The sequence below is a fragment of the Blautia sp. DFI.6.71 genome (assembly GCF_020593585.1).
GTDB classification, from domain to species: domain Bacteria; phylum Bacillota; class Clostridia; order Lachnospirales; family Lachnospiraceae; genus Blautia_A; species Blautia_A wexlerae.
The window spans coordinates 34,894-57,991 of record NZ_JAJDMJ010000006.1 but is presented as its reverse complement, the minus strand read 5'-3'; the positions used below and the strand labels follow the sequence as shown (position 1 = coordinate 57,991).

General features: G+C 42.0%; 18 protein-coding genes, 2 tRNA genes and 1 riboswitch. Of the genes, 5 read left to right on the top strand and 15 right to left on the bottom strand.

Going from position 1 to position 23,098, the window contains the following annotated elements:
- The first annotated feature begins 66 nt into the window (after positions 1–66).
- A tRNA-Phe gene (locus tag LJE12_RS04735) sits at positions 67–139 on the top strand.
- A 278-nt stretch (positions 140–417) separates the two neighbouring features.
- Positions 418–1,701, top strand: coding sequence for an O-acetylhomoserine aminocarboxypropyltransferase/cysteine synthase family protein (locus LJE12_RS04730; RefSeq protein ID WP_227292096.1), 1,284 nt, complete (start codon positions 418–420; stop codon positions 1,699–1,701).
- A gap of 149 nt (positions 1,702–1,850) precedes the next feature.
- Here the strand turns inward: LJE12_RS04730 and LJE12_RS04725 are convergent, their stop codons facing one another.
- The gene (locus tag LJE12_RS04725) at positions 1,851–2,990 is read right to left on the bottom strand and encodes a 3D domain-containing protein (protein WP_227292094.1); all 1,140 of its coding nucleotides are present in this window, start codon (positions 2,988–2,990) and stop codon (positions 1,851–1,853) included.
- 170 nt (positions 2,991–3,160) lie between these two features.
- On the opposite strand from LJE12_RS04725, the gene LJE12_RS04720 reads away from it, so the two are divergent.
- The gene (locus LJE12_RS04720) at positions 3,161–3,394 is read left to right on the top strand and encodes a hypothetical protein (RefSeq protein WP_008705688.1); all 234 of its coding nucleotides are present in this window, start codon (positions 3,161–3,163) and stop codon (positions 3,392–3,394) included.
- 170 nt (positions 3,395–3,564) lie between these two features.
- Positions 3,565–3,637, top strand: a tRNA-Gly gene (locus LJE12_RS04715).
- A gap of 391 nt (positions 3,638–4,028) precedes the next feature.
- Here LJE12_RS04715 and LJE12_RS04710 read toward each other — a convergent pair.
- From LJE12_RS04710 to LJE12_RS04660, 11 genes are all read right to left on the bottom strand, one after another.
- Positions 4,029–5,213: a phosphoribosylaminoimidazolecarboxamide formyltransferase gene (locus LJE12_RS04710; RefSeq protein WP_008705691.1), complete on the bottom strand. Its 1,185-nt coding sequence runs from the start codon at positions 5,211–5,213 to the stop codon at positions 4,029–4,031.
- A gap of 129 nt (positions 5,214–5,342) precedes the next feature.
- Positions 5,343–6,056, bottom strand: coding sequence for an IMP cyclohydrolase (locus LJE12_RS04705; RefSeq protein ID WP_008705693.1), 714 nt, complete (start codon positions 6,054–6,056; stop codon positions 5,343–5,345).
- 71 nt (positions 6,057–6,127) lie between these two features.
- Positions 6,128–6,208, bottom strand: a riboswitch (ZMP/ZTP riboswitch).
- A 91-nt stretch (positions 6,209–6,299) separates the two neighbouring features.
- Positions 6,300–7,004, bottom strand: coding sequence for a peptidoglycan recognition protein family protein (locus tag LJE12_RS04700; protein ID WP_081026340.1), 705 nt, complete (start codon positions 7,002–7,004; stop codon positions 6,300–6,302).
- A 246-nt stretch (positions 7,005–7,250) separates the two neighbouring features.
- Positions 7,251–8,708: an IMP dehydrogenase gene (gene guaB / locus LJE12_RS04695; protein ID WP_008705695.1), complete on the bottom strand. Its 1,458-nt coding sequence runs from the start codon at positions 8,706–8,708 to the stop codon at positions 7,251–7,253.
- A 109-nt stretch (positions 8,709–8,817) separates the two neighbouring features.
- Complete coding sequence (locus LJE12_RS04690; protein ID WP_022380754.1) at positions 8,818–9,321, bottom strand: DUF6106 family protein; 504 nt, start codon at positions 9,319–9,321, stop codon at positions 8,818–8,820.
- Between the two features lie 369 nt (positions 9,322–9,690).
- Positions 9,691–11,310, bottom strand: coding sequence for a chaperonin GroEL (gene groL, locus LJE12_RS04685; protein ID WP_055053500.1), 1,620 nt, complete (start codon positions 11,308–11,310; stop codon positions 9,691–9,693).
- Positions 11,311–11,459: 149 nt separating this feature from the next.
- Positions 11,460–11,744 (bottom strand): co-chaperone GroES, encoded by a 285-nt coding sequence (gene groES / locus LJE12_RS04680; protein ID WP_008705701.1) that lies wholly within the window; start codon positions 11,742–11,744, stop codon positions 11,460–11,462.
- Between the two features lie 555 nt (positions 11,745–12,299).
- Entirely contained in the window at positions 12,300–13,085 is a 786-nt protein-coding gene (codY, locus tag LJE12_RS04675; RefSeq protein WP_008705703.1) for a GTP-sensing pleiotropic transcriptional regulator CodY, read from the bottom strand.
- Positions 13,086–13,456: 371 nt separating this feature from the next.
- Positions 13,457–15,526, bottom strand: coding sequence for a type I DNA topoisomerase (gene topA / locus LJE12_RS04670; RefSeq protein WP_008705704.1), 2,070 nt, complete (start codon positions 15,524–15,526; stop codon positions 13,457–13,459).
- 131 nt (positions 15,527–15,657) lie between these two features.
- The gene (dprA, locus tag LJE12_RS04665) at positions 15,658–16,575 is read right to left on the bottom strand and encodes a DNA-processing protein DprA (protein WP_062807261.1); all 918 of its coding nucleotides are present in this window, start codon (positions 16,573–16,575) and stop codon (positions 15,658–15,660) included.
- 20 nt (positions 16,576–16,595) lie between these two features.
- Positions 16,596–18,152 carry a YifB family Mg chelatase-like AAA ATPase gene (locus LJE12_RS04660; RefSeq protein WP_227292093.1) on the bottom strand — a complete coding sequence of 519 codons (1,557 nt, stop codon included), beginning with the start codon at positions 18,150–18,152 and terminating at the stop codon, positions 16,596–16,598.
- Positions 18,153–18,395: 243 nt separating this feature from the next.
- Between LJE12_RS04660 and LJE12_RS04655 the strand changes: the two genes are divergently transcribed.
- Positions 18,396–18,611, top strand: coding sequence for a helix-turn-helix domain-containing protein (locus LJE12_RS04655; RefSeq protein WP_020993399.1), 216 nt, complete (start codon positions 18,396–18,398; stop codon positions 18,609–18,611).
- Between the two features lie 78 nt (positions 18,612–18,689).
- Here LJE12_RS04655 and LJE12_RS04650 read toward each other — a convergent pair whose 3' ends face one another.
- The 3 genes from LJE12_RS04650 to LJE12_RS04640 all read right to left on the bottom strand — a co-directional run bounded on the left by LJE12_RS04650 (position 18,690) and on the right by LJE12_RS04640 (position 23,076).
- Positions 18,690–19,292, bottom strand: a complete 603-nt coding sequence (locus LJE12_RS04650; protein WP_173699930.1) for a hypothetical protein — start codon at positions 19,290–19,292, stop codon at positions 18,690–18,692.
- Between the two features lie 53 nt (positions 19,293–19,345).
- Entirely contained in the window at positions 19,346–20,761 is a 1,416-nt protein-coding gene (locus LJE12_RS04645; RefSeq protein WP_008705709.1) for an amidophosphoribosyltransferase, read from the bottom strand.
- A gap of 359 nt (positions 20,762–21,120) precedes the next feature.
- The gene (locus tag LJE12_RS04640) at positions 21,121–23,076 is read right to left on the bottom strand and encodes a fructose-1,6-bisphosphatase (RefSeq protein WP_227292092.1); all 1,956 of its coding nucleotides are present in this window, start codon (positions 23,074–23,076) and stop codon (positions 21,121–21,123) included.
- Between the last annotated feature and the right edge of the window lie 22 nt (positions 23,077–23,098).

Here is a 23,098-nt window from a genome sequence, read left to right as displayed (position 1 = left end):
GCTTGCATTCAAACAATCAATATGCTATTATAGGGCCTGTGATACACAACAGTTCACAGACCAAATGCCCAGATAGCTCAGTTGGTAGAGCAGAGGACTGAAAATCCTCGTGTCGCTGGTTCGATTCCGGCTCTGGGCATTTTTTATTTTTTATTATCTTTTTTCTTTTTTGCTCATGGCTGGTTAGAAAAAGCCTGAGCATTTTTTATTGTCTTTTTTATTGTCTTATCCTGTTTTTGGCGGTATAATTTTCTTACTGCTATTATGAAATATTGTATCAATATATCATATTAATACAATATTTTACCAGAGTATGTTTGAAAAATCATTCCTGCAAAGTAAGATGTACATCTTGCAGAAAACCTTTTCCAAACACACTCCGGGAGCAACTTACGCATAAAGAAAGGAATAAAACTCATGAGTGACTTAAAATTAGAGACTAAATGCCTCCATTCCGGTTACACTCCATCAAAGGGTGAACCTTGTGCACTCCCAATCTGTCAGAGTACAACATATAAATACGATACTACTGATGAGATGGGACAGCTTTTTGATCTGAAAGCAGAGGGTTATTTTTATACCCGTCTGCAGAACCCGACAAATGATGCTGTAGCAGCAAAAATTGCAGATTTAGAGGGCGGTGTTGCCGCAATTCTTACTTCTTCCGGACAGGCAGCCAACTTTTATGCGGTATTCAATATCTGCGAAGCTGGTGACCATGTTGTAGCAGCATCCACAATTTACGGAGGAACCTTTAATCTCCTGGCTGTTACCTTCAAGAAACTGGGGATTGACTGCACCTTCGTTGACACAGATGCAAGCCCTGAAGAAATCGCTGCTGCATTCCGTCCGAATACAAAGGTACTCTTCGCCGAAACCATCGCAAACCCGGCTCTGGTAATTCTGGATATTGAAAAATTCGCAAAGGTTGCTCACGAACATGAAGTTCCGCTTATTGTAGACAACACCTTCGCTACACCTGTAAACTGCCGTCCTTTTGAATGGGGAGCTGATATCGTTACCCATTCCACAACCAAATATATGGACGGACATGCTGTGCAGGTTGGCGGAGCTATCGTTGACAGCGGCAACTTTGACTGGGATGCCTGTGGACATAAATATCATGGTCTGACTGAACCGGACGAATCTTATCACGGTGTTATTTATACTAAACAGTTTGGAAAGAAGGCTTATATTACAAAGGCAACCTCTCAGCTGATGCGTGACCTTGGCTCCATCCCGTCTCCTACAAACTGTTTCCTGTTAAACCTTGGACTGGAAACTCTTCCTCTGCGTGTAGAACGCCACTGCTATAATGCACAAAGAATTGCAGAATTTCTGAATGCCCATGAGAAAGTATCTCACGTAAACTATGCCGGACTTCCTGATGACAAATACTATGCACTTGCTCAGAAATACATGAACGAAGGCAGAACCTGCGGTGTTATCTCCTTTGAACTGACAGGTGGTCGAGAAGCTGCAGTCCGCTTTATGGACAGCTTAAAGCTTGCCACCATCGCAACGCACGTAGCAGCATCCAAAACCATGATCCTGCATCCTGCAAGCCATACTCACCGCCAGATGAACGATGAACAGCTTGCAGAAGCCGGCGTATCACCGGGAATGATCCGTCTCTCCGTTGGTATTGAAAATGTTGAAGACATCATTGCTGACATCGAACAGGCATTAAAAAACGCATAAAAGATAATTTCAAAAAATCCGAAAGAACTTCTGAAATGATCACAGCTATAACAGATCATTTCCAGATTCTTCCGGATTTTTATTTTCAGGTCAAACGGATATTCGCAATCCGCTTTGCTACTTGATTCGGTTAAATTCTTTCTTATTTTCTACTTTAACAAATAAACATCTGTATAATATACCCCTTTGTCCTCCCCTTCCTGATGGGTAGCAACATAAATATCGATACAATTATGTTTAATCGCACCACCGCAATCCTCTGCAACATAAACCTGTCCATTGATCACAACCTTAGATCCATATGGAATCTGTGTAGGATCCACCGCAATCGTACGGTTTGTCGTAGCAGTCACCCCTGTAGAAGTAATACCATTTGCCCAAGGGCCACAACAAATACTGCAGGAACAATAATGAGTAATCTTAAAAGTTCCCAGCGGAATCAGTGACGCATCTGAAGACACAGCTACCGGAGTCCCCACCTGCACTCCATCTACAGCCTCCCCTTTTGAAGCAGTTACGCCATCCACAGCCTCTGCAAAAACACCTTTGCCTTCACTTTTATGAATTGTTCCTGCTTCTTCACCGTCTACTTTAGCGACCTTTGACTCCTCTGTTTTCTCCTCTGCTGCTGTATTCTCCAGAACACTGGTAGGAATATATCCAATGCCTCTTTTTCCATTCTCTTTTTTATAGTAAATCTGACTCCAGATGCCATTTACTGTAGCCAGGCGCTTCACTTCATCCTCCTGAATGACCTCACCTACTACCTGTCCATCCTTCTTTCCCGGATAATCCAGAATATCACTGTCCTTCAGTGCTGTAAAAGTTCCCTTTGCCTGAGCAACCTGATCACTGTCATTGATATGTTTTGTGGGCACATAGCCACTGATCTTTTCCGTACCCTTTTTGCTCTTTTTCTCATAAGTCACTTTACTCCAGCCATTATCACATACGGCCACTCTCTCTACACCGGTACCAAGATACACTCTTACAAGCTTCTTTCCGTTTTTCCCCGGCATAGAGCGTATATAAGTTGCCTTTGCAGAAACAGAAACCTTATCCGACTTGGCAACTGCCGTTACCTTCTCTCCACTTCCATCATCAATCTCAAATGTCTGCGGTATCTTATTATCCTCCTTATAAGCATTAATTGTCCCCTCATAATCCAGAATATCCGCAGAAACTGTTGTTGGTAAAGTAAGCATACTGCAAACTAATAATACTAAAATTTTTTTCTTCATAAACTGAGCCTCAACTCCTTTATCGTCTCTCTCCGTCTGTCCTATCATAGCACACCCCCTCCCAATTTGCAATTTTCCACCCCATCCTTCACGGAATCTTCATAAACTATATTGCTTCTATTATTTCTATATGCTATAGTAAAATTATCAGAATTCTATTCTGCCTTACGAAAGATAAGATAAAATATAAATATTTTTTCGTAAAGGAGTGTGATTTTATGACTGCTGTTAAAGAACGTATTATAGGTGCTGTATCAATTATGAGTGATAAAGATGCTAATATCTTCTGGCATATTATTCAAAAACATTTTAAACTGCCTGATACATTCGCAGATATAGAAAAAGTTGAACCCGATGAAACAGATTTAATAATGTTAAAGGAAATCGAAAACAACCCTGACTGTCACGAATTCATTTCTCAGGAAGAATTAATGAAAGAACTTAATATGTAAGTATTGTTCCCTGAAAAGTGCCAATTTCAGCACTTTTCAGGGAGTCATAATTTTTCAATAAAACCATCATAAAAAATTTCAAAATAAATAAAAAAACATTTGACAAACTCCACTGCATATAGTATCATATATTTTGTCGCTGAGGTAATCACTCAACTGACATCATAAATGCGATAGTGGCGTAGTTGGTAACGCGCGACCTTGCCAAGGTCGAGACCGCGGGTTCGAGCCCCGTCTATCGCTCTTAAAGCATCAGCTAAGGCTGATGCTTTTTTCATCCCCTTCTATTAACTTTCCATAACTATAGCAATTCCATATCTGCGAATAACATCTATAGCCAATATCCTTGATTAACATCCCTGAGTCAAGCGTATATTCGCAATCCGCTTCGCTACGCGGCTCTACACCAGCGCAGGACATTATATGTTTTTGCCCGCATTTGCAGGAGTCTTAGAAAAAGTTAGCGCCAGGAAATCTGCGTTATGTAAAAAAATTTCACTGTCTGAGCCGCATTTGCGGCGAGTTTGAAATTTTTTTACATGTTTTTAGCAGATTTCCTGGCGCTTAGTTTTTCTTAGGCTCCGAAACCGCGGACAAAAACATATAATGTCCTGCGCGTCCCCATACCAGCACCTTAGTGATGGAACAATCTGATACCAGTAAAACTCATCACCATTCCATATTTATTGCAAGTCTCGATCACAGCATCATCACGCACAGATCCACCCGGCTGCGCAATATACTTCACACCACTCTTATGCGCACGCTCAATATTATCACTGAATGGGAAGAATGCATCAGATCCCAGTGTAACATCCGTCATCTGATCCAGCCATGCACGTTTCTCTTCTTTTGTAAATACTTCCGGTTTCTCTGTGAAAGTTTTCTCCCACATACCATCAGCAAGTACATCCATATATTCATCCCCGATATAAACATCAATGGCATTGTCACGTTCCGCACGTGAAATTGTATCTTTAAATGGCAGATTCAGCACTTTCGGGCACTGGCGAAGGAACCAGTTGTCTGCCTTCTGTCCTGCAAGTCTTGTACAATGTACACGTGACTGCTGTCCTGCACCAACACCGATAGCCTGTCCATCTTTTACGAAGCATACAGAGTTGGACTGTGTATATTTCAGGATGATCAGAGAAATCTTCATATCACGTTTTGCTTCCTCTGTAAGCTCTTTATTCTCTGTCACAATATTGGAAAGCATTGCATCATCGATCTCAAGCTCCTGACGGCCCTGCTCAAAAGTTACACCAAATACTTCTTTGTGTTCCAGCGGAGCCGGTACAAAGTTCTCATCGATCTGGATCACATTGTAGTTTCCTTTTTTCTTCTGCTTCAGGATCTCCAGTGCTTCCTCTGTGTATCCAGGTGCAATAACACCGTCAGATACCTCTCTCTTGATCAGAAGTGCTGTATCTTTATCACACACATCAGAAAGAGAAATAAAATCACCAAAAGAGGACATTCTGTCAGCACCGCGAGCTCTTGCATAAGCGCATGCTAATGGTGAAAAATTCTTCCAGTCCATATCATTTACCCAGTAGATCTTTGCCAGAGTCTCTGTAAGAGGAAGTCCTACAGCAGCACCGGCAGGAGATACATGTTTAAAAGATGTAGCTGCAGGAAGTCCTGTTGCTTTCTTCAGATTGGATACCAGCTGCCAGCCATTAAAAGCATCCAGGAAATTGATATATCCCGGTCTTCCGGAAAGGATCTTTACCGGAAGCTCAGATCCGTCTGCCATATAAATTTTTGCAGGTTTCTGATTCGGGTTACAGCCATATTTTAATTCGAATTCTTTCATTATATAAATCCTCCGTATGAACCAAATAAGTATTTTAAAATTAATTCCTGTAAATAATTTCTTACTGCGAAAGCATCGTCTTATGTTCACAATAATCTATGAGCACTATCTGTACTCAGTAAGTGACTATTATTTATTCTTATTAATGATCTTGCTTTCGTACTTACCTGTCTCAATATCAATATATCTTACAAACAGAGATACTTTGTTATCTTCGTTCAGGCTGTTCCAGAGAAGTTCTGCAAACTCATCCATATCATCCGGAATTGCTACCAATTTCGGTTCGCCTTCAAAGCTTGGAAGTGGATTTCCGTCACATTTATAAGTATGGATGAAATGTCCCTCTCCTGCAATGGCATTCTCATATGCAAATGTGTATCTGTTACATGCATCCGGATTTCCGTTGTTGCTCTTGAGAATTGACATTGCATAGTTGAATTTTCCGTTCTCTACGTGCATAACACCGGAGATACGAGGTGTATAGTTCGGACCGTCCGGCTCGAATTCTCTGCTTCTTAAGGACTGCTCAAAAGTAAGCTGATGATCCATTCCCTCATAAATGGTATCTGTCTGATCTCCGTTAGTTACGATTGTTTTGTTTCCCAGTACACGTACAGGTGCATAGATGATCAGACTCGGATCTGTAAGTTTGGACGGATCAAATGCCTGGGTACGGATTCCCTCACCATCCTCTACAAATACTCTGTTTCTGCTGTTCTCGCTTCTGCCCATGATGAAATAAGCTGTCACTGCTTTCTTACCGTCTGCGGAACGTCCAATCACAATTCCTCTGCCAGGATAGGAATTCTCTTTCAGTTCTTTTTCCAGTGATAACATTTCCATAATTTTTCTCCTTTTCGTTAAAAATAAGGTTAAAAAAAGCCTGGGAAACCTATTTATTCATTGAATAATTTCCAGGCTGCCCAGGCGGTCGGCTCATATACTCGCTGCACTCCCTGTAGGTAATCCTACTTCCGCCAGTCATGCAGGCACTGTTGTGAAAAAAAATCACACATTGTTATTATAGTACAATACTTCTTTGTGGATTTCAAGGCAAATTTTTTTGTACTGTGCTGAATTTTCGTTTTACTGAACATCCTGCAAACCATAATCAACATCAATCTGCGCCGCAATATCCGATTTCATCTGTATCCATGCATCCGGATTCTCCACATAATATTTCGGACAGTTTTTTCCGGTAACATCATAATGCCGGATCACATTCTCTGATGTAAGTCCAAACCGCACGCACAACCACGCAGAAAGCTTCACTGCCGAATCATAAGTTGCCTCATTGAATTTCCCCGTCTCATCCGGATGACAGCACTCGATGGACAAAGTATCTACATTACGTGAGTTCGTCGCATAGGACATCTCTGACGTAGGAATACACTGCACCACTTCCCCATCCAGCCCCACTACAAAATGACTGCTCACCTTTGTGTCATGAGTAGTCGCCAGATTCTCGAAGTAGTTCCTGTTTGCAATGGCTGTTGCCCCCGGATTTGCAGTATAATGAATGGCAATATACTGTACACTCTCAATGGGAATCTGCGGTCTGGAATATTCATTCGGCGTCAGCAGTTCCACATCTATGTACGGCGCCCCTTCTTTTTGCCATTGTTCCGGTCCGCCTGAAGAATCCGTATTGTCTGTTCCTGACTGTTCCCCATCAGAAACCATCGTGTCAGAATTATGTAAAAAGTCCCCAATACTCCATCCATTTTCACTGGCCCGATTTATTATGATCCACCCACTCAGAACTATGATCACGAGCAGCATGAGGCTCATAAGAATTCTCTGATTTCTCTGCCTTACTCTGCTGCTCTTTCGTCTTTTCGACCTGCTGTTTTTCTTTTTTACTGCAGTTTTCCCTGTTCTGGTATCTGTTTTTTTCTTTTTGTTTATATGCTTTTGCATTTTTACCTTCTCTTACGGGATTTTACTCCCTGCAAAAAATACCCCGGCCGGCATGCCTGGAAATCTTATTTCTTTCCATCAGCAGCCAGCCGGGGCATATATTACACCTGAAATTTATTATTTGTCATCTACGCTATAGTTCGGAGCTTCTTTTGTGATATGAATATCATGTGGATGAGATTCCTTAAGAGATGCAGCAGAAATCTTGATGAATCTGCCTGTTTCTTTAAGCTTCTCAATAGTTTCTGCTCCACAATATCCCATACCGGAACGAAGACCGCCCATGAGCTGGAATACAGTATCCTCAACATGTCCTTTGTAAGCAACACGTCCTTCTACGCCTTCCGGAACAAGTTTCTTCGCATTCTCCTGGAAGTAACGGTCTTTACTTCCGTTCTCCATAGCTGCGATAGATCCCATACCGCGGTATACTTTATATTTTCTGCCCTGATACAGTTCGAATGTTCCCGGGCTCTCGTCGCATCCTGCAAACATGCTTCCCATCATGCAGACATTCGCACCGGCTGCGATTGCCTTTGTGACATCTCCGGAATACTTGATACCACCGTCTGCAATGATCGGGATTCCATATTCTTTTGCAGCTTCGTAGCAGTCCATAACAGCAGTGATCTGCGGAACACCGATACCTGCAACAACTCGTGTGGTACAGATAGATCCAGGTCCGATACCAACCTTAACTGCATCTACACCGGCCTCGATCAGAGCCTTTGTCGCAGCACCTGTTGCTACGTTACCTGCGATTACCTGCAGTTCCGGATATGCTGCCTTGATCTCGCGTACAGCCTTCAGAATGTTCTCTGAATGTCCATGTGCAGAATCAATTACGATCACGTCTACAGATGCCTTTACAAGTGCATCAACACGTGCAAGTACATTAGCAGTGATTCCTACCGCAGCACCGCAGAGAAGACGTCCCTGCTCATCCTTTGCAGCCAGAGGATATTTGATCTGTTTCTCAATATCTTTAATAGTAATTAAGCCTTTTAAGTTAAAGTCATCATCTACAATGGGTAATTTCTCTTTACGTGATTTTGCCAGAATCTTCTTGGCATCTTCCAGTGTAATTCCCTCTTTGGCTGTAATCAGTCCCTCAGAAGTCATGCACTCTTTGATCTTCTTGCTGAAATCTGTCTCAAACTTCAGATCACGATTGGTAATGATTCCGACCAGTTTTCTGCCCTCTGTGATCGGCACACCGGAGATACGGAACTTTGCCATTAACTCATCTGCGTCCTTAAGTGTATGTTCAGGAGATAAATAGAAAGGATCTGTGATAACACCGTTCTCAGAACGTTTTACCTTGTCTACCTCTTCTGCCTGCGCTTCAATGGACATATTCTTATGAATAATACCAATACCACCCTGTCTCGCCATAGCGATCGCCATGCGATGCTCGGTTACTGTATCCATTCCTGCACTCATCATAGGAATGTTCAGTTTAACCTTCTTTGTTAAGTAAGTTGTGACATCTACCTGATTCGGAATTACCTTTGAATATGCCGGAACTAACAGCACGTCATCAAAAGTAATGCCTTCACCAATGATAGTACCCATTGCATTTCCTCCCTTGCGTATATGAAATTAAATTACTATTGTAATGTAAAAAGGAACCAGCAACTGGTCCTTTTATTTTCAACAAGTGTAACAAAAATCAGATTCTATGTCAATCCAAAAAAACTTTGCTCGGTGCTGAATTTTTCATAGCCTGTGCAAGTGCCTCATCCGGTTCCAGGATGATCTTGCATAAATTTCCGTCCAGTCTTGTGATAACACCAAAGCGTTTATGCTCCGGATTTCCTGATGAAAAGTCCAGTACTTTCATGTTCTGGTTTCCGTTGTAATAGTCCATTCTGTGGGAATCCAGCGGTGCTGCCAGATCTGCTTCTGATAATTTGAAGCTCTTTACTTTCTTTCTTTTTGTCTTTGACATGATCATGTCGATGTCAAAATCGCCATTGATAAACAGATATTCATATTCTACATCTGTTTTCGGGATTACAAAATAGCATGCAATTCCAAGCGCTACGGCAATGATCAGTGCCAGCGGTGTGATGATAAGTCCGGCAAATACTGCCAGCACTGTCAAAACGATCAGACCGTATTTGAGCAGGCTGTCTTTAGCCGTCTTATCTTTCTTTACCAGTAATTCTGAATACAAGTCGCCCATTGTTTCGTCTCCTTTTCATTTGTTCAGCTGTTGAAAGCAGCTTTTTTTGCACAGCATATTTAACAATTATATTTTATTCATCATGCTGTTTTTCTGCATTATATCACAAAACGGAACCATCGTCTATGACGACGGTTCCGTTTCACATATTTCCGCCTGCGCTGTTTTTATCTATAGCAATCCTCGTAAATAATGCATTTAAGACAATTCAGCAGAGTGCGAAAGACAAGGAAGATATCTGCAGGCGTGCTGACGCACGGCAAAGATATCTGACGCAGGATTTCACACTCTGATGGGCTGGATTAAGATGCATTATTTCAGAGAATTGCTATAAGCATACTACGGTATAATTTTATCGTTTATTAAAAATTACATCATTCCCATTCCAGGATTAGCAGCCGGTGCAGGTGTGTCTTCTTTGATAATTGCAACAGCAGATTCTGTTGTCAGTAATGTAGACGCAACGCTTGTAGCATTCTGAAGAGCACTTCTTGTAACCTTTGCAGGATCAAGGATACCTTCGCTTACCATATCTACATATCTTTCGTTCAAAGCATCAAAGCCGATTCCCGGTTCGGATTCTCTTACTTTGTTGATGATTACGGAACCTTCAAGTCCTGCATTTGCAGAAATGCGGAACAGAGGAGCTTCCAGAGCTTTCAGGATGATATTTGCACCTGTCTTCTCGTCACCTTCCAGAGTTGTTGCAAGTTTTGCAACTTCTTTGGATGCGTGGATGTAAGCAGATCCACCACCTGCGATGATACCTTCTTCTACTGCTGCTCTTGTAGCTGCAAGAGCATCTTCCAGACGAAGCTTCGCTTCTTTCATTTCTGTCTCAGTGGAAGCACCAACACGGATAACAGCTACGCCGCCAGCCAGTTTTGCAAGTCTTTCCTGTAATTTTTCTTTATCAAATTCAGATTTTGTTTCTTCAATCTGTCCACGGATCTGAGCAACACGGTTTGCGATTGCATCTTTGTCACCCATACCGTCAACGATAACTGTGTTCTCTTTTGCAACTTTAACAGATTTTGCACGTCCTAACTGCTCCATAGTTGCGTCTTTCAGTTCCAGACCAACTTCTTCGGAGATTACCTGACCACCTGTAAGGATTGCGATATCCTGAAGCATTTCTTTTCTTCTGTCACCATATCCCGGAGCTTTGACAGCTACTACCTGGAAGGTTCCTCTTAATTTGTTTACGATCAGAGTTGTAAGAGCTTCGCCCTCTACATCTTCAGCAATGATAAGAAGTTTCGCACCAACTTTTACGATCTGCTCCAGTAATGGAAGGATTTCCTGGATGTTGCTGATCTTCTTGTCTGTGATCAGGATGTATGGATCTTCCAGATTTGCTTCCATTTTTTCCATATCTGTTGACATATATGCGGATACATATCCACGATCGAACTGCATACCTTCTACAAGGTCAAGTTCTGTGTGCATTGTCTTGGATTCTTCTACTGTGATAACACCGTCTTTGGAAACTTTTTCCATAGCATCTGCTACTAACTGTCCAACAGTCTCATCGCTTGCGGAAATAGATGCAACGTTTGCAATCTGTTTCTTGCCGCTGATTGTCTGGCTCATGTTCTTGATTGCTTCTACAGCTACATCTGTAGCTTTCTTCATACCTTTTCTGAGGATGATCGGGTTAGCGCCTGCTGCCAGATTTCTCATTCCTTCGTGAACCATAGCCTGTGCAAGAACAGTAGCTGTTGTTGTACCATCACCTGCTACATCGTTTGTTTTGGAAGCCACTTCTTTGATCAGCTGTGCGCCCATGTTTTCAAATCCGTCTTCCAGTTCGATTTCTTTTGCGATTGTAACACCGTCGTTTGTGATAAGCGGAGCTCCGTATGGTTTGTCAAGAACTACGTTTCTTCCTTTCGGTCCTAATGTTACTCTTACTGTATCAGCTAATTTATTTACACCAGCTTCAAGAGCTGCTCTGGCTTCTGCGCCGAATTTAATTTCTTTTGCCATGATAATATGACCTCCTGATTCAAATTCTGATTTCTATGAATTCTTTCTGATACCTGTCCGATATCTCATGTTACATCCTGTAAATATTATCTTACCTGCAAACATTATCTTATAAGTATCTTCATTTATGTTTTCTATTTTGATATTGCTTATTTAACAATTGCAAGAATATCATTCTGTTTTACAATGATATATTCTGTGCCATCCATTTTTACTTCTGTTCCTGAATATTTGGAGTAGATAACTTTATCACCTACAGCTACTTCCATTTTTACTTCTTTGCCGTCAACAACTCCGCCAGGTCCTACAGCTACAACTTCTGCCTGCTGTGGTTTCTCCTGTGCCTGTCCCGGAAGAACGATACCGGATTTTGTTGTTTCTTCTGCTTCAACCTGTTTTAATACAACTCTGTCACCTAAAGGTACTAATGTCATGATCTATATCCTCCTTTATTCTCCAACTAAAGCTTTCCTGTTACCGTACTCTTTCCATTATTGCAAAATATCCGGTAACTGTTTCGGCACTCTGTCTAATCCTGCCGATTTTTGCTAGCACTCATTTACTTCGAGTGCTAATCACTGTCCTTATATTATTGAAAATGAGTCGATTTCGCAAGTGCTTTTATCATTATAAAATAATATATATTCTCTTTTTTACTTATATATACTCTTCTTTTCTTTTGTTTTCTTAATTTACAAATAATTTTGTCATAACTAGTACATCGAAAATTAAGTTTCTGCTATATTGACGCAGGATGATTGCTTCAGCTGCAAGGCGGAGGAATGAGGCGTAGCGGTGGCTACGGCGATTGACGACAACGCCGCAGATGAAAAATCAGACAAGTCAATATAGCAGTTACTTAATATTCGCTGTACTAGTCCGGAGGGCTTTATTATGTTATAAGCATATTACGGAATAATTTTCTATAACATAACAAAAAGACCGTCCACCATACAGCAGACAGCCTTCTTGTATTCATTATTTACGGATCAGGATTTCTTATTTCTCTGAGCTTTAATCTCTTCCAGTTCATCAAAGATGACTTCATTCAGCACTTTAATGTAGGTTCCCTTCATACCGGATGATCTGGATTCGATCACACCGGCACTTTCAAACTTCCTCAAAGCGTTTACGATAACAGATCTGGTGATTCCCACGCGGTCTGCGATCTTACTTGCAACCAGGATTCCCTCATCTCCGTCAAGTTCATCAAAGATATGGATGATTGCCTCCAGTTCGGAGAAAGATAAAGTATTAAACGCAGATTTCACTACCTGCTGCTTTCTGTCCTCCTCAGCATTCTCTTCATGGACCGCTCTCATCATCTCCAGCCCTACAACGGTTGTTCCATATTCACTGACAATAATATCTTCAATGTCATATGGTTTCTCATAACGATACATAAATACAGTACCCAGTCGTTCCCCTGCAATATCTATCGGATTAATGATTCCCTGATAACTGCTTGATACATGTTCAAATCCCAGTGTCTGAAGATTTACATTCTCTTTTGTTGACAGGACACCCAGAAATCTCTCGTTTAACAGGGAATCTACATATCCGCCAACCTTGTCCTCGATCAGTTCAGTGATCTCCTCTACTCCCGGGCATAAACTGACACCCAGAACCTTTCCTTTTTTACTGAGAACCAGAATGTTGGAACTCAGTGTCTCCATCAGAACCTGACAGATGTCATTAAATACCACTTTGCTGGAACTGCTGTTATGCAGAAGTTTATTAATTTTTCTTGTTCTATCCAGCAGCTGAACACTCATATTGTCCTCCTTTCACCCTGTACATATCCGAAATCTTTCTGTCATTATTTCATAAATGAGCAGTCACTTTCTTTTGCTCGCAAGGAAGATTCAGACACACATGGTTATTAACATTACTGATACTTTGATTTTACACGTTTTAAAGTCAAATTACAAGACAAATTTTACTATTTTTTTATTTATTTTTGCTTTTCTGAAAATAGATTCCTTTTATAATATTATTCAATAAATATCATCATCAAAAATTCAAAGGATTGAAGACAAAAAGTCAGAAAGTCACTGACTGTAAGACAAAAAACGGAACTGTTGCATTAATGAAATTCATTTTCAACTGCTGCAACAGTCCCATTTATAACATTTACAATCCGTTATTATTCTTTCTCGTCCTTTGCCTCTACATATCCACATGTCTCCTGGCTACAGACAAGCTTATTCCCCTTTTCCACCATATAGCTTCCACATTTCGGACATTTCTTTGCTGATGGTTTCTGCCAGGACATGAAATCACAATCCGGATTATCCTCACATCCGTAGTACTTACGTCCTTTTTTGGTTTTCTTAAGCACAATCTCTTTTCCACATTTCGGACATGCCACCCCGATCTTCTCAAAATATGGTTTGGTATTTTTGCATTCCGGAAATCCCGGACATGCAAGGAATCGTCCATGAGGACCATATTTAATCACCATATGTCTGCCACAGTTTTCGCAGATCACATCTGTCACTTCATCCTGAATATCAACCTTTTCAAGTTCTTCCTCTGCAGCATCTACATCCTTCTTCAGATCCGGATAGAAGTTGCTTACTACTGTCTTCCACTTTACAGTTCCTGCTGCCACACAGTCCAGAAGCCCTTCCATAGTCGCAGTGAAGTTTACATCTACAATACTCGGGAAAGCCTGTTTCATAATATTATTGACAACTTCCCCCAACTCTGTAACATACAGGTTCTTCTGTTCTTTTGCAACATAACGGCGGCTGATGATCGTTGTGATCGTCGGCGCATAGGTACTTGGACGTCCAATCCCCAGTTCTTCCATAGTCTTGACCAGAGATGCCTCTGTATAATGTGCAGGCGGCTGCGTGAAATGCTGTTCTGGTTTCAGTTCCTTAAGACTAAGCTTCATTCCTCTTTCAAGACTCTGATTCAGAACATTTCCTTTTTTCTGGTCCTCTTCATCTGTGTATACAGACATAAATCCGTCAAATATGATCTTGGAGGCAGAGACTGTAAAAATATACTGGTCTGCACCAATCTTTACAGATGTTGTTTCGTATTTTGCAGGAGCCATTCTGCTGGCCGCAAAACGTCTCCAGATAAGCTGATACAGTCTGAACTGATCTCTTGAAAGAGATTCCTTCAGTACAGCCGGTGTACGGCTGATGTCTGTAGGACGGATCGCTTCGTGAGCATCCTGGATCTTCTGTCCCTTTTTCACAGCTTTCTCAGACTTTGAAACATAATCCTCTCCGTACTGAGCAGTGATATATTCTCTTGCAGCAGCATCTGCTTCCTCTGAGATTCGGGTGGAATCTGTACGCAGATAAGAGATCACACCTACCGTTCCATTTCCTTTGATATCAATTCCTTCATACAGCTGCTGTGCCAGACGCATTGTCTTCTGTGTGGAAAAGTTTAAGGTCTTGGCTGCTTCCTGCTGTAAGGTACTTGTAGTAAAGGGAAGCGGTGCATTCTTGATCCTCTCGCCTTTCTTTACTTCATTGATCTCATATTCTTTATCTTTCAGAGAGGCCAGAAGTTTATCCATTTCCTCTTTGCTGTGGATATCCATCTTTTTATCTGTTCCATAAAACTTCGCCTGCAACGGTTTCTTCTCACCCTTCACCTGAAAATCTCCCTCCAGGCTCCAGTATTCTTCCGGAATAAACGCATTGATCTCATCTTCTCTGTCACAGATGATACGAAGCGCAACAGACTGTACGCGCCCCGCACTTAAGCCTCTCTTGACTTTTGCCCAGAGAAGCGGGCTGATGGTATAACCTACCATACGGTCAAGCATACGTCTTGCCTGCTGTGCATCTACCAGATCCATATCCAGGTCTCTGGCCTGTTTGATTGATGATTTTACTGCTGTCTTGGTAATCTCGTTAAAGGTAATCCTGTGCATCTTCTTCGGATCTTCTTTTAATGCCTGCATCAGATGCCAGGAAATTGCCTCTCCCTCGCGGTCAGGGTCAGTTGCAAGATAAATCTTATCTGCTTTCTTTGCAGCCTTGCGAAGCTTTGCAAGCAGTTCTCCCTTTCCTCTGATCGTTATATATTTGGGTTCAAAATCATGCTCAACATCAATTCCGAACTGACTCTTCGGGAAATCACGGACATGTCCGTTAGAAGCTTCCACATCGTAATTCGCACCGAGAAATTTCTTTATTGTTTTCACTTTTGCAGGTGATTCTACTATCACCAGATATTTCGCCATGCTACCTCTCCTAGTCGTAATCTGTTATTCTTCACAGTGTCCCTGAACGGGCACATTGCCTGACAGCGATATTGTTACATATAAAAATCGCCCTGCGCCGCAGAAACGTGAAGCACAATAATCATAAATCGTCAACTGTCTTTTACATAATAATGTCTCCCGCTCTCTCTTATGAGCCCCCGCAGTGTCAGTTCCACAAGACAGTTGCTTACCTGTGCCGGGGAAAAGCCTGTTTTTCTCACAATGTAGTCGGGATTTTTTGGTCGTAAATCGAGACAACTATACACCATATTCAAATCTCTTGCAAGTCCCAAGTTGTTTTTTTCACCGTTTTGTGTTACTTTTTCCATCGAAATTCCAAGTTCTTCCAGCATAATTTCCGGACAGTATGCAATCCCTGCGCCGTCGTAGATCAGCTTATGGCAGCCTCTGCTGAGTTCATCTGTCACTGCCCCCGGAATCGCATAGACCATCTTTCCCTGTTCCAGTGCAAATCCCGCAGTAATCAGCGAACCGCTGTTTTCTTTTGCTTCCACTACCAGAACCGCGTCTGACAAAGCACTGATGATCCGGTTTCGCGCCGGGAAATGCCAGGAAACAGGTCCTGAACCCAGTGGACATTCACTGATGATCCCACCATTTTCCCATAAGATCCTCTCATAGAGTTTTCTGTTAGATTTCGGATAGCATACATCAACACCACTTCCAAGCACCGCAAATGTAGGCATCTTTCCTTCCAGTGCGCCTTTATGTCCTTCTGAATCAATGCCAAGTGCCATACCGCTGATAATCTGGACTCCAGCTACACTTAACGCTTTCGCATACCGGAATGCCTGCATCCTTCCATAAGGACTGCACATTCTGGCACCGATCACTGCCACCGTTCTTCTCTTAGGATCAGGAAGTCTGCCTTTTACATAAAGCTTTGCCGGCATGGAGGAATACTGCTTCATTATCTGAGGATATTCCGGATCTGATTTCTCAATACATCGTATCTGACCTGTACTGTATTCTTCTGTATGATTATTTTTCACATCAGTTCTTTCCATATAAAATACCTCACTGACCTTTATTTTATGACAGAATCTTTGTCAAATGCCCTGTACGAAAGTGCTTCTCCGATATGATGACCGGCAATCATTTCTTCCCCTTCCATATCCGCAATTGTTCTGGCTACCTTCAGGATCCTGTGATAGGATCTGGCACTGAATGCGATTTTTTCAAAGGCTCTTGCCAGAAGTCGTGATGCGCTGTCTGTAAGAGGGCAGAATTTATCGATCAGACTGCTCTTCAGCTGCCCGTTAAAATTTATTTTCTCATCTTTATACCGTTCTTCCTGAATCTTCTGTACTTTTTCCACTCTTTTTCTGATAGCAGCGGAATTTTCTCCCTTTCTTCCACAGTGAAGCTGTGAAAAAGAAACCGGCGGTACCTCAGTGCTGATATCAATTCTGTCCAGAAGGGGGCGACTGATTTTTCCCATATAATGTGTGATCTCACCTGCTGTACAGGTGCATCTGTTTAAATCCGGATAATAACCGCAGGGACAGGGATTCATCGCTGCACATAACATAAAATCCGCCGGAAAGTTGTAAGTTCCGCTTGCTCTGGCTATCTGGATCACTTTATCCTCCATGGGCTGTCGCAGAAGTTCCAGACTTGCTCTGGAAAATTCCGGCATTTCATCCAGAAAGAGTACACCTTTATGCGCAAGAGTGATTTCGCCGGGTCTGGGATTACGCCCGCCTCCTGCAATTGCCTGCGGAGTACTTGTATGATGAGGGCTGCGAAATGGTCGCTCATCAATCAGAGGATGTTCTCTTGAAAGAAGTCCTGCAATACTGTAAATTCTGGTAAGCTCCAGCTTTTCTTCAAAGCCAAGCCCAGGCATGATCGTCGGCAGTCTTCTGGCAAGCATGGTTTTACCCGTTCCCGGAGGTCCGATAAGGAGAAGATTGTGAAATCCGCTTACTGCAATTTCCGCCGCTCTTTTTGCCCCTTCCTGTCCTTCAATGTCTGAAAAATCCATTCCCATATCTGTATTTATAATAGAAGGAATTTCTTCCTGTATTTCCCTCCTCAGATAGGGTTCCGGATTCTTAAGACACTCGACCAGTTCCCGTAAATTTTTTACTCCTGCTACCGGCACATCCCTGATTAGTCTTCCTTCTTTCAGATTCTCATAGGGAACTACGCAAAAACGACTGCCCAAACTTCTTGCACACAACACAATCGGCAGGATTCCGGATATCCCATGGATTTCTCCGTCCAGACCGATCTCCCCTGCCATCATAACTCTGCTGACAACCTGAGGGCTGATCATCTCAAAAGCAGCCAACACTGCTGCTGCCACCGGTACATCAAAACCGGCTCCCTCTTTCTTCATGTCTGCAGGAGCAAAATTGACGGTAATTCTCTTTGGTGGAAACTGATAACCATTATTCTTGAGTGCTGTGCGTACCCGTTCCTGCGCTTCCTTTACCTGCGCAGAAGGAAATCCTACCATGATAAAGGAAGGAAGTCCGTTACTTACATCAGCTTCTACCTGCACAGGGCATACTTCCACCCCAAAAATTGCAGCTGATAATACACTTGCAAACAAATATAAACTCCTTTCTTCCGGCATAAATCTCCCCCGATATTTATGCTCGCCAAACAGCGGACGACTGAATAGTTACATCACTTAACTTGTATTGGAAATTATTTCAGAAATCAGATTAGAAAAAAGATTATTTTTATAATAGACCATTTTGCTCTGTTTTGCAACCGTTCATTTTGTTCTGTTTTATACTTTTTTCAGTACATAATCTGCGAAGGCTTTTCACAGATCATGTTTGGGAGTACACTACAAAACAGAGAGGTGAACTATATGAAATTTCAGCGTATTCAGGATTTACGTACAGATGCTGACATGTCACAGAAACAGCTCAGCGAAATTCTTCACATCAGCCAGCGTTCCTACTCTCACTATGAGACAGGTTCACGCAATATCCCGGTTGAAATGCTTATCAGACTGGCAAATTATTACGATATAAGTGTTGATTATCTGGTAGGACGCACTGATAAAAAAGAGATGAATAAATAAGTAAAATCACTTTTTTAAATATAAAAGGATTCCTGTAACTGTTTATGTTACTGAATCCTTTTATATTCTTCGTATCTTTTATTCTTTTATCATAACAGTATCCACAGAAGGATGGACTTTTGCACCCTCCGCTTTTGTTTTTGTCTTAATATTCACATAAAGACGACCATTATCAAAGGTAAGATAACCCTTTGCTACATTTCCCAGCGAGTCTGTAAACGAGAATCTGGTTGCGTTTCCTGCTACGGATTTCTTTACTTTTGCCTTACAGGAAGCTGTCTTTTTCTTATTTGTCTGCCAATAAGTGAATGTGATCGATTTCTGGCTGAGTTTTTTAATTTTGATCTTAACCCTGCCATTCTCACTGCGCCAGGTTCCCAGATAGTCCTCCGGGTTAAAAACATATGCCCTTTCCAGTACAGGTGTTGGTGTTACCGTAGGAATCGGCGTTGGGGTAGGTGTGGGTGTAGCTGCAGGTGTCGGTGTTACAGTGGGAACTCTTTCCAGTGCCGCGATCGCTTCTGCTTTTCTCTGTTCTCTGTCCACGTTCTTTCTGTGTTGGAGCAGCAGAGTATCTGCCAGCATAAGCAGGATAAACAGGATAATTACAATTATCAGAAGTTTTATAAGTCTTTTTTTCTTTTTATTCCGTTTCTGTTTCCCATTGTTTGTTATCGACAAATCTGCATCTCCTCTTCTGTTTCTTGTTCGTTACTATCCGACAGTCAGACTCCTTATTCTTTTCCATCCCAGCAATAGGTACAGAGTTTACATGGTGAAATTCCAATGGAAGCTTTCAGATCATCAAGTCTGTGGAATTTCAGTGATGTGAAATTCAGCTCCTTACGGATTTCTTCCAGCATTTCTTTATAATTTGTTGAATTTGGATCTGCATAGTCTGCCAGGACTTTATCACTGACATTCTCTCCCTCGCGTTTGGCGATCACACGTCTTGTGATCAGATCCATCTCCGATTTAGAACGTGAGAAATTCAGATATTTGCATCCATAAAGCAAAGGCGGACACGCAGGACGGATATGTACTTCCTTTGCACCATTTCTGTAAAGAAATTCCGTTGTTTCTCTTAGCTGTGTTCCACGTACAATAGAATCATCAATCATCAGAAGGCTCTTATCCTTGATCAGACGATGTACAGGAATCAGCTTCATTCTTGCGATAAGATTTCTCTGGCTCTGCTGTGTAGGCATAAATGATCTTGGCCAGGTTGGTGTATATTTGATAAACGGACGGGCAAAAGGCACACCGGACTGGTTCGCATATCCAATCGCATGGGCAATACCGGAATCCGGAACACCGGCTACAATATCGGGATTTACTTCTCCCCTGTCTCTCCTGGCCAGCATATCACCGCAATGATAACGCATTTCTTCTACATTCACACCCTCGTATGCCGAAGTAGGATATCCGTAATATACCCAGAGGAAAGAACAGATTCGCATCTCTTCCCCTGGTTTCTGCAGGGTTTCCACACCGTCCGGAGTCACTGCAACAATTTCTCCGGGGCCCAGTTCTTTCAGGTCTTCATATCCAAGATTCAGGTATGCAAAGCTTTCAAAAGATACACAACAGGCATCTTCTTTCTTTCCCACGATCAGTGGAGTCCTTCCCAGACGGTCACGTGCTGCCAGAATCCCCTTTGGTGTCAGGATCAGCATGGTCATGGAACCTTCTATCACTTCCTGCGCATAACGGATTCCCTCAATCATGTTGTCTTTCTGATTGATCAGTGCAGCTACCATTTCTGTGGGATTTACGCTTCCTCCACTCATTTCCAGAAAATGAGTGCATCCGTTTTTAAAACAGTTGGCAATCAGTTCATCCATGTTATTGATCTTTCCAACTGTGGTAATTGCAAAGTTGCCAAGATGAGAGCGCACCAGAAGTGGCTGAGGTTCATTATCTGAAATACATCCGATTCCCAGATTTCCCTCCATCTCACCAATGTCACCATCAAATTTGGTCCTGAACGGCGCATTTTCAATGTTATGAATCACGCGGTCAAAACCACGTTTCTTATCATACACTGCCATTCCGCCTCTGCGTGTTCCCAGATGGGAATGATAATCAATTCCGAAGAAAAGGTCCAGAATGCAACTGGACTTTGATGCTACTCCAAAAATTCCACCCATTATCGTATTCTCCTTTTGTTCATCATCTTCAGGCAACTTTTATCATAATCCTCTTCGATAATCCATTTAAAAAGATTACTATAGCCCGTTTCATAACGTTTTCCTTCACTATAACAGTTCTTATCCTGCCAAATTGCTGTAAAAACAGTTATATCACACAACACTCCCATTATATAGAATGAAAATTTAGAAGTAAAGAGTTTTAATCTTATTTCGTTACTGTTCACTCCGTTCACAGTAACGTAGCCAAAATTCATTCCAGATTGCCTGCGGCAATGGAATTTTGGCTTGTATGTCTCGGGATTTTGGCATATTCATGCCAAAACACCTCGCGGGATAGTGGTATGTGAACAGTAACCTTATTTCTTTTCCTTGATGATACCTGTTCTGTATGCATCCAGCAGCTGGATCAATTCCTGTATTCTCTCTTTCAGCGCATGACCTGTATCTGTATCACCCACAAGCTGGCGTCTGGACATGTAGCTGACTGCCACGCGGTTCGATACAATATCAGTCTCTCTTGCCACAGCATCTGCTTTGGACGTAAACGGTTCATGAGCAGTAAGATTCAGTCCATAGGAATTATAGATCAGCGTATATCCGGCAATTCCCGTTACTTTCTGATATGGCTTGGAAAAACCACCGTCAATCACGATAACCTTTCCATCACATTTTACAGGACTTTCTCCTTCACTCTGGTGTACCGGAACATGGCCATTGATGATATGCCCTTTTTCCGGATCCAGACCAAATTCACGAAGCATATTATCTACCACTTCTTCATTCTCCCAGAGGCGGTAATAAGCATTCTTCTTCTCTTCATGTGTAGAAGGATCCTCTATGAAATATCTTTCAAAAGTACTCATCTTGCTCTTGCCAAACAATGGTGAATTCGGAGCTGCCCAGATATACCACATAATATCTCTGCCCTTCTTCTGTTCTTCTTTTCCTACAGAATAGAATGCTCTGCGCACATAGGTTTCCAGTACATCGTACAGTTCTTTTCCCTTGTAGCTTTTTCCATAAATCTGTACTTCCCGGAATGTTCCGTCTTCATTCAGAGGAATGCTTCCATGAAACAGAAGATTTCCGTTATATACTGTATAAAGCCCGCCTTTGTCAAGTAGGAGACGGATGTGGTTTTGCAGTTTTTCACAGTTTCTGAATGCAGAGGACAGTTTGTCCATAACTTCTTTTTCTCCGGCTGTAAGTTCGTATGGATGTTTCCAGTCAATAGTCGGAAAATTATTGTCGCGAAGCGGATATTCTTTTCCGTCAGGCAGTGTGATCGTCCCTTTTTCCGGATTGATCCGATGAAGAAGTGCTCTGTCTTCCATCTGGAATTCTTTATGTCTGCGCACCAGTTTACCTTCTAATTTAAACTGGATCACAGCAATAGCCTTGTGCATTTTTTTGCCCAGTTCTTCCTCAAGAACATTATAATTGAAAGCACCTTTCATAGCAAAAATCTCGCAGGAATCATCCTTATACGCCTCCATCACAAAGGTCGCCAGAGGAAGCATATTGATTCCGTATCCATCCTCAAGAATATCCAGATTTCCGTAACGGATACTGTTTCTTACCACTGTTGCAATACAGGCTTTCTGTCCTGCTGCCGCACCCATCCAGACAACATCATGGTTTCCCCACTGAATATCCAGGGAGTGATACTGCATCAGGCGATCCATAATGAAATGTGGAGCAGGACCTCTGTCATAAATATCCCCCAGAATATGTAAATGATCCACGACCAGACGCTGGATCAGTTCTGCAAGCGCAATGATAAAATTCTCCGCACTGCCAATCTCAATGATCGTATTTACAATGGAATCATAATATGCCTCTTTGTCGAGAACCTCCGCTTTCTCTGTGATCAGTTCTTCGATCACATAGGCATAATCTGCTGGAAGAGCTTTTCGTACTTTGGATCTGGTATATTTGGAGGCTGTTGTCTTACAGATTTCAATAAGACGGTAGAGAGTGATCTTATACCAGTTTTCCATATCTTCTTCTGTATCTTTGACAAGATCCATCTTCTCTTTCGGATAATAGATCAGAGTTGCCAGAGAACGCTTATCATTGTTACTTAATGTATGTCCAAACACATCATCAATCTTCTTCCTCACTGCACCGGAACCATTTCTGAGCACATGTGAAAACGCCTGATACTCCCCATGAAGGTCTGACATAAAGTGTTCCGTTCCCTTCGGCAGATTCAGGATTGACTGAAGATTGATAATCTCCGTAGATGCCTTTCCGATTGTAGGATAAATTTCTGCAAGTCTCTGTAAATATCTAAGTTCGTCTTTCTTCATATCCATCTCCTGTTATCATATA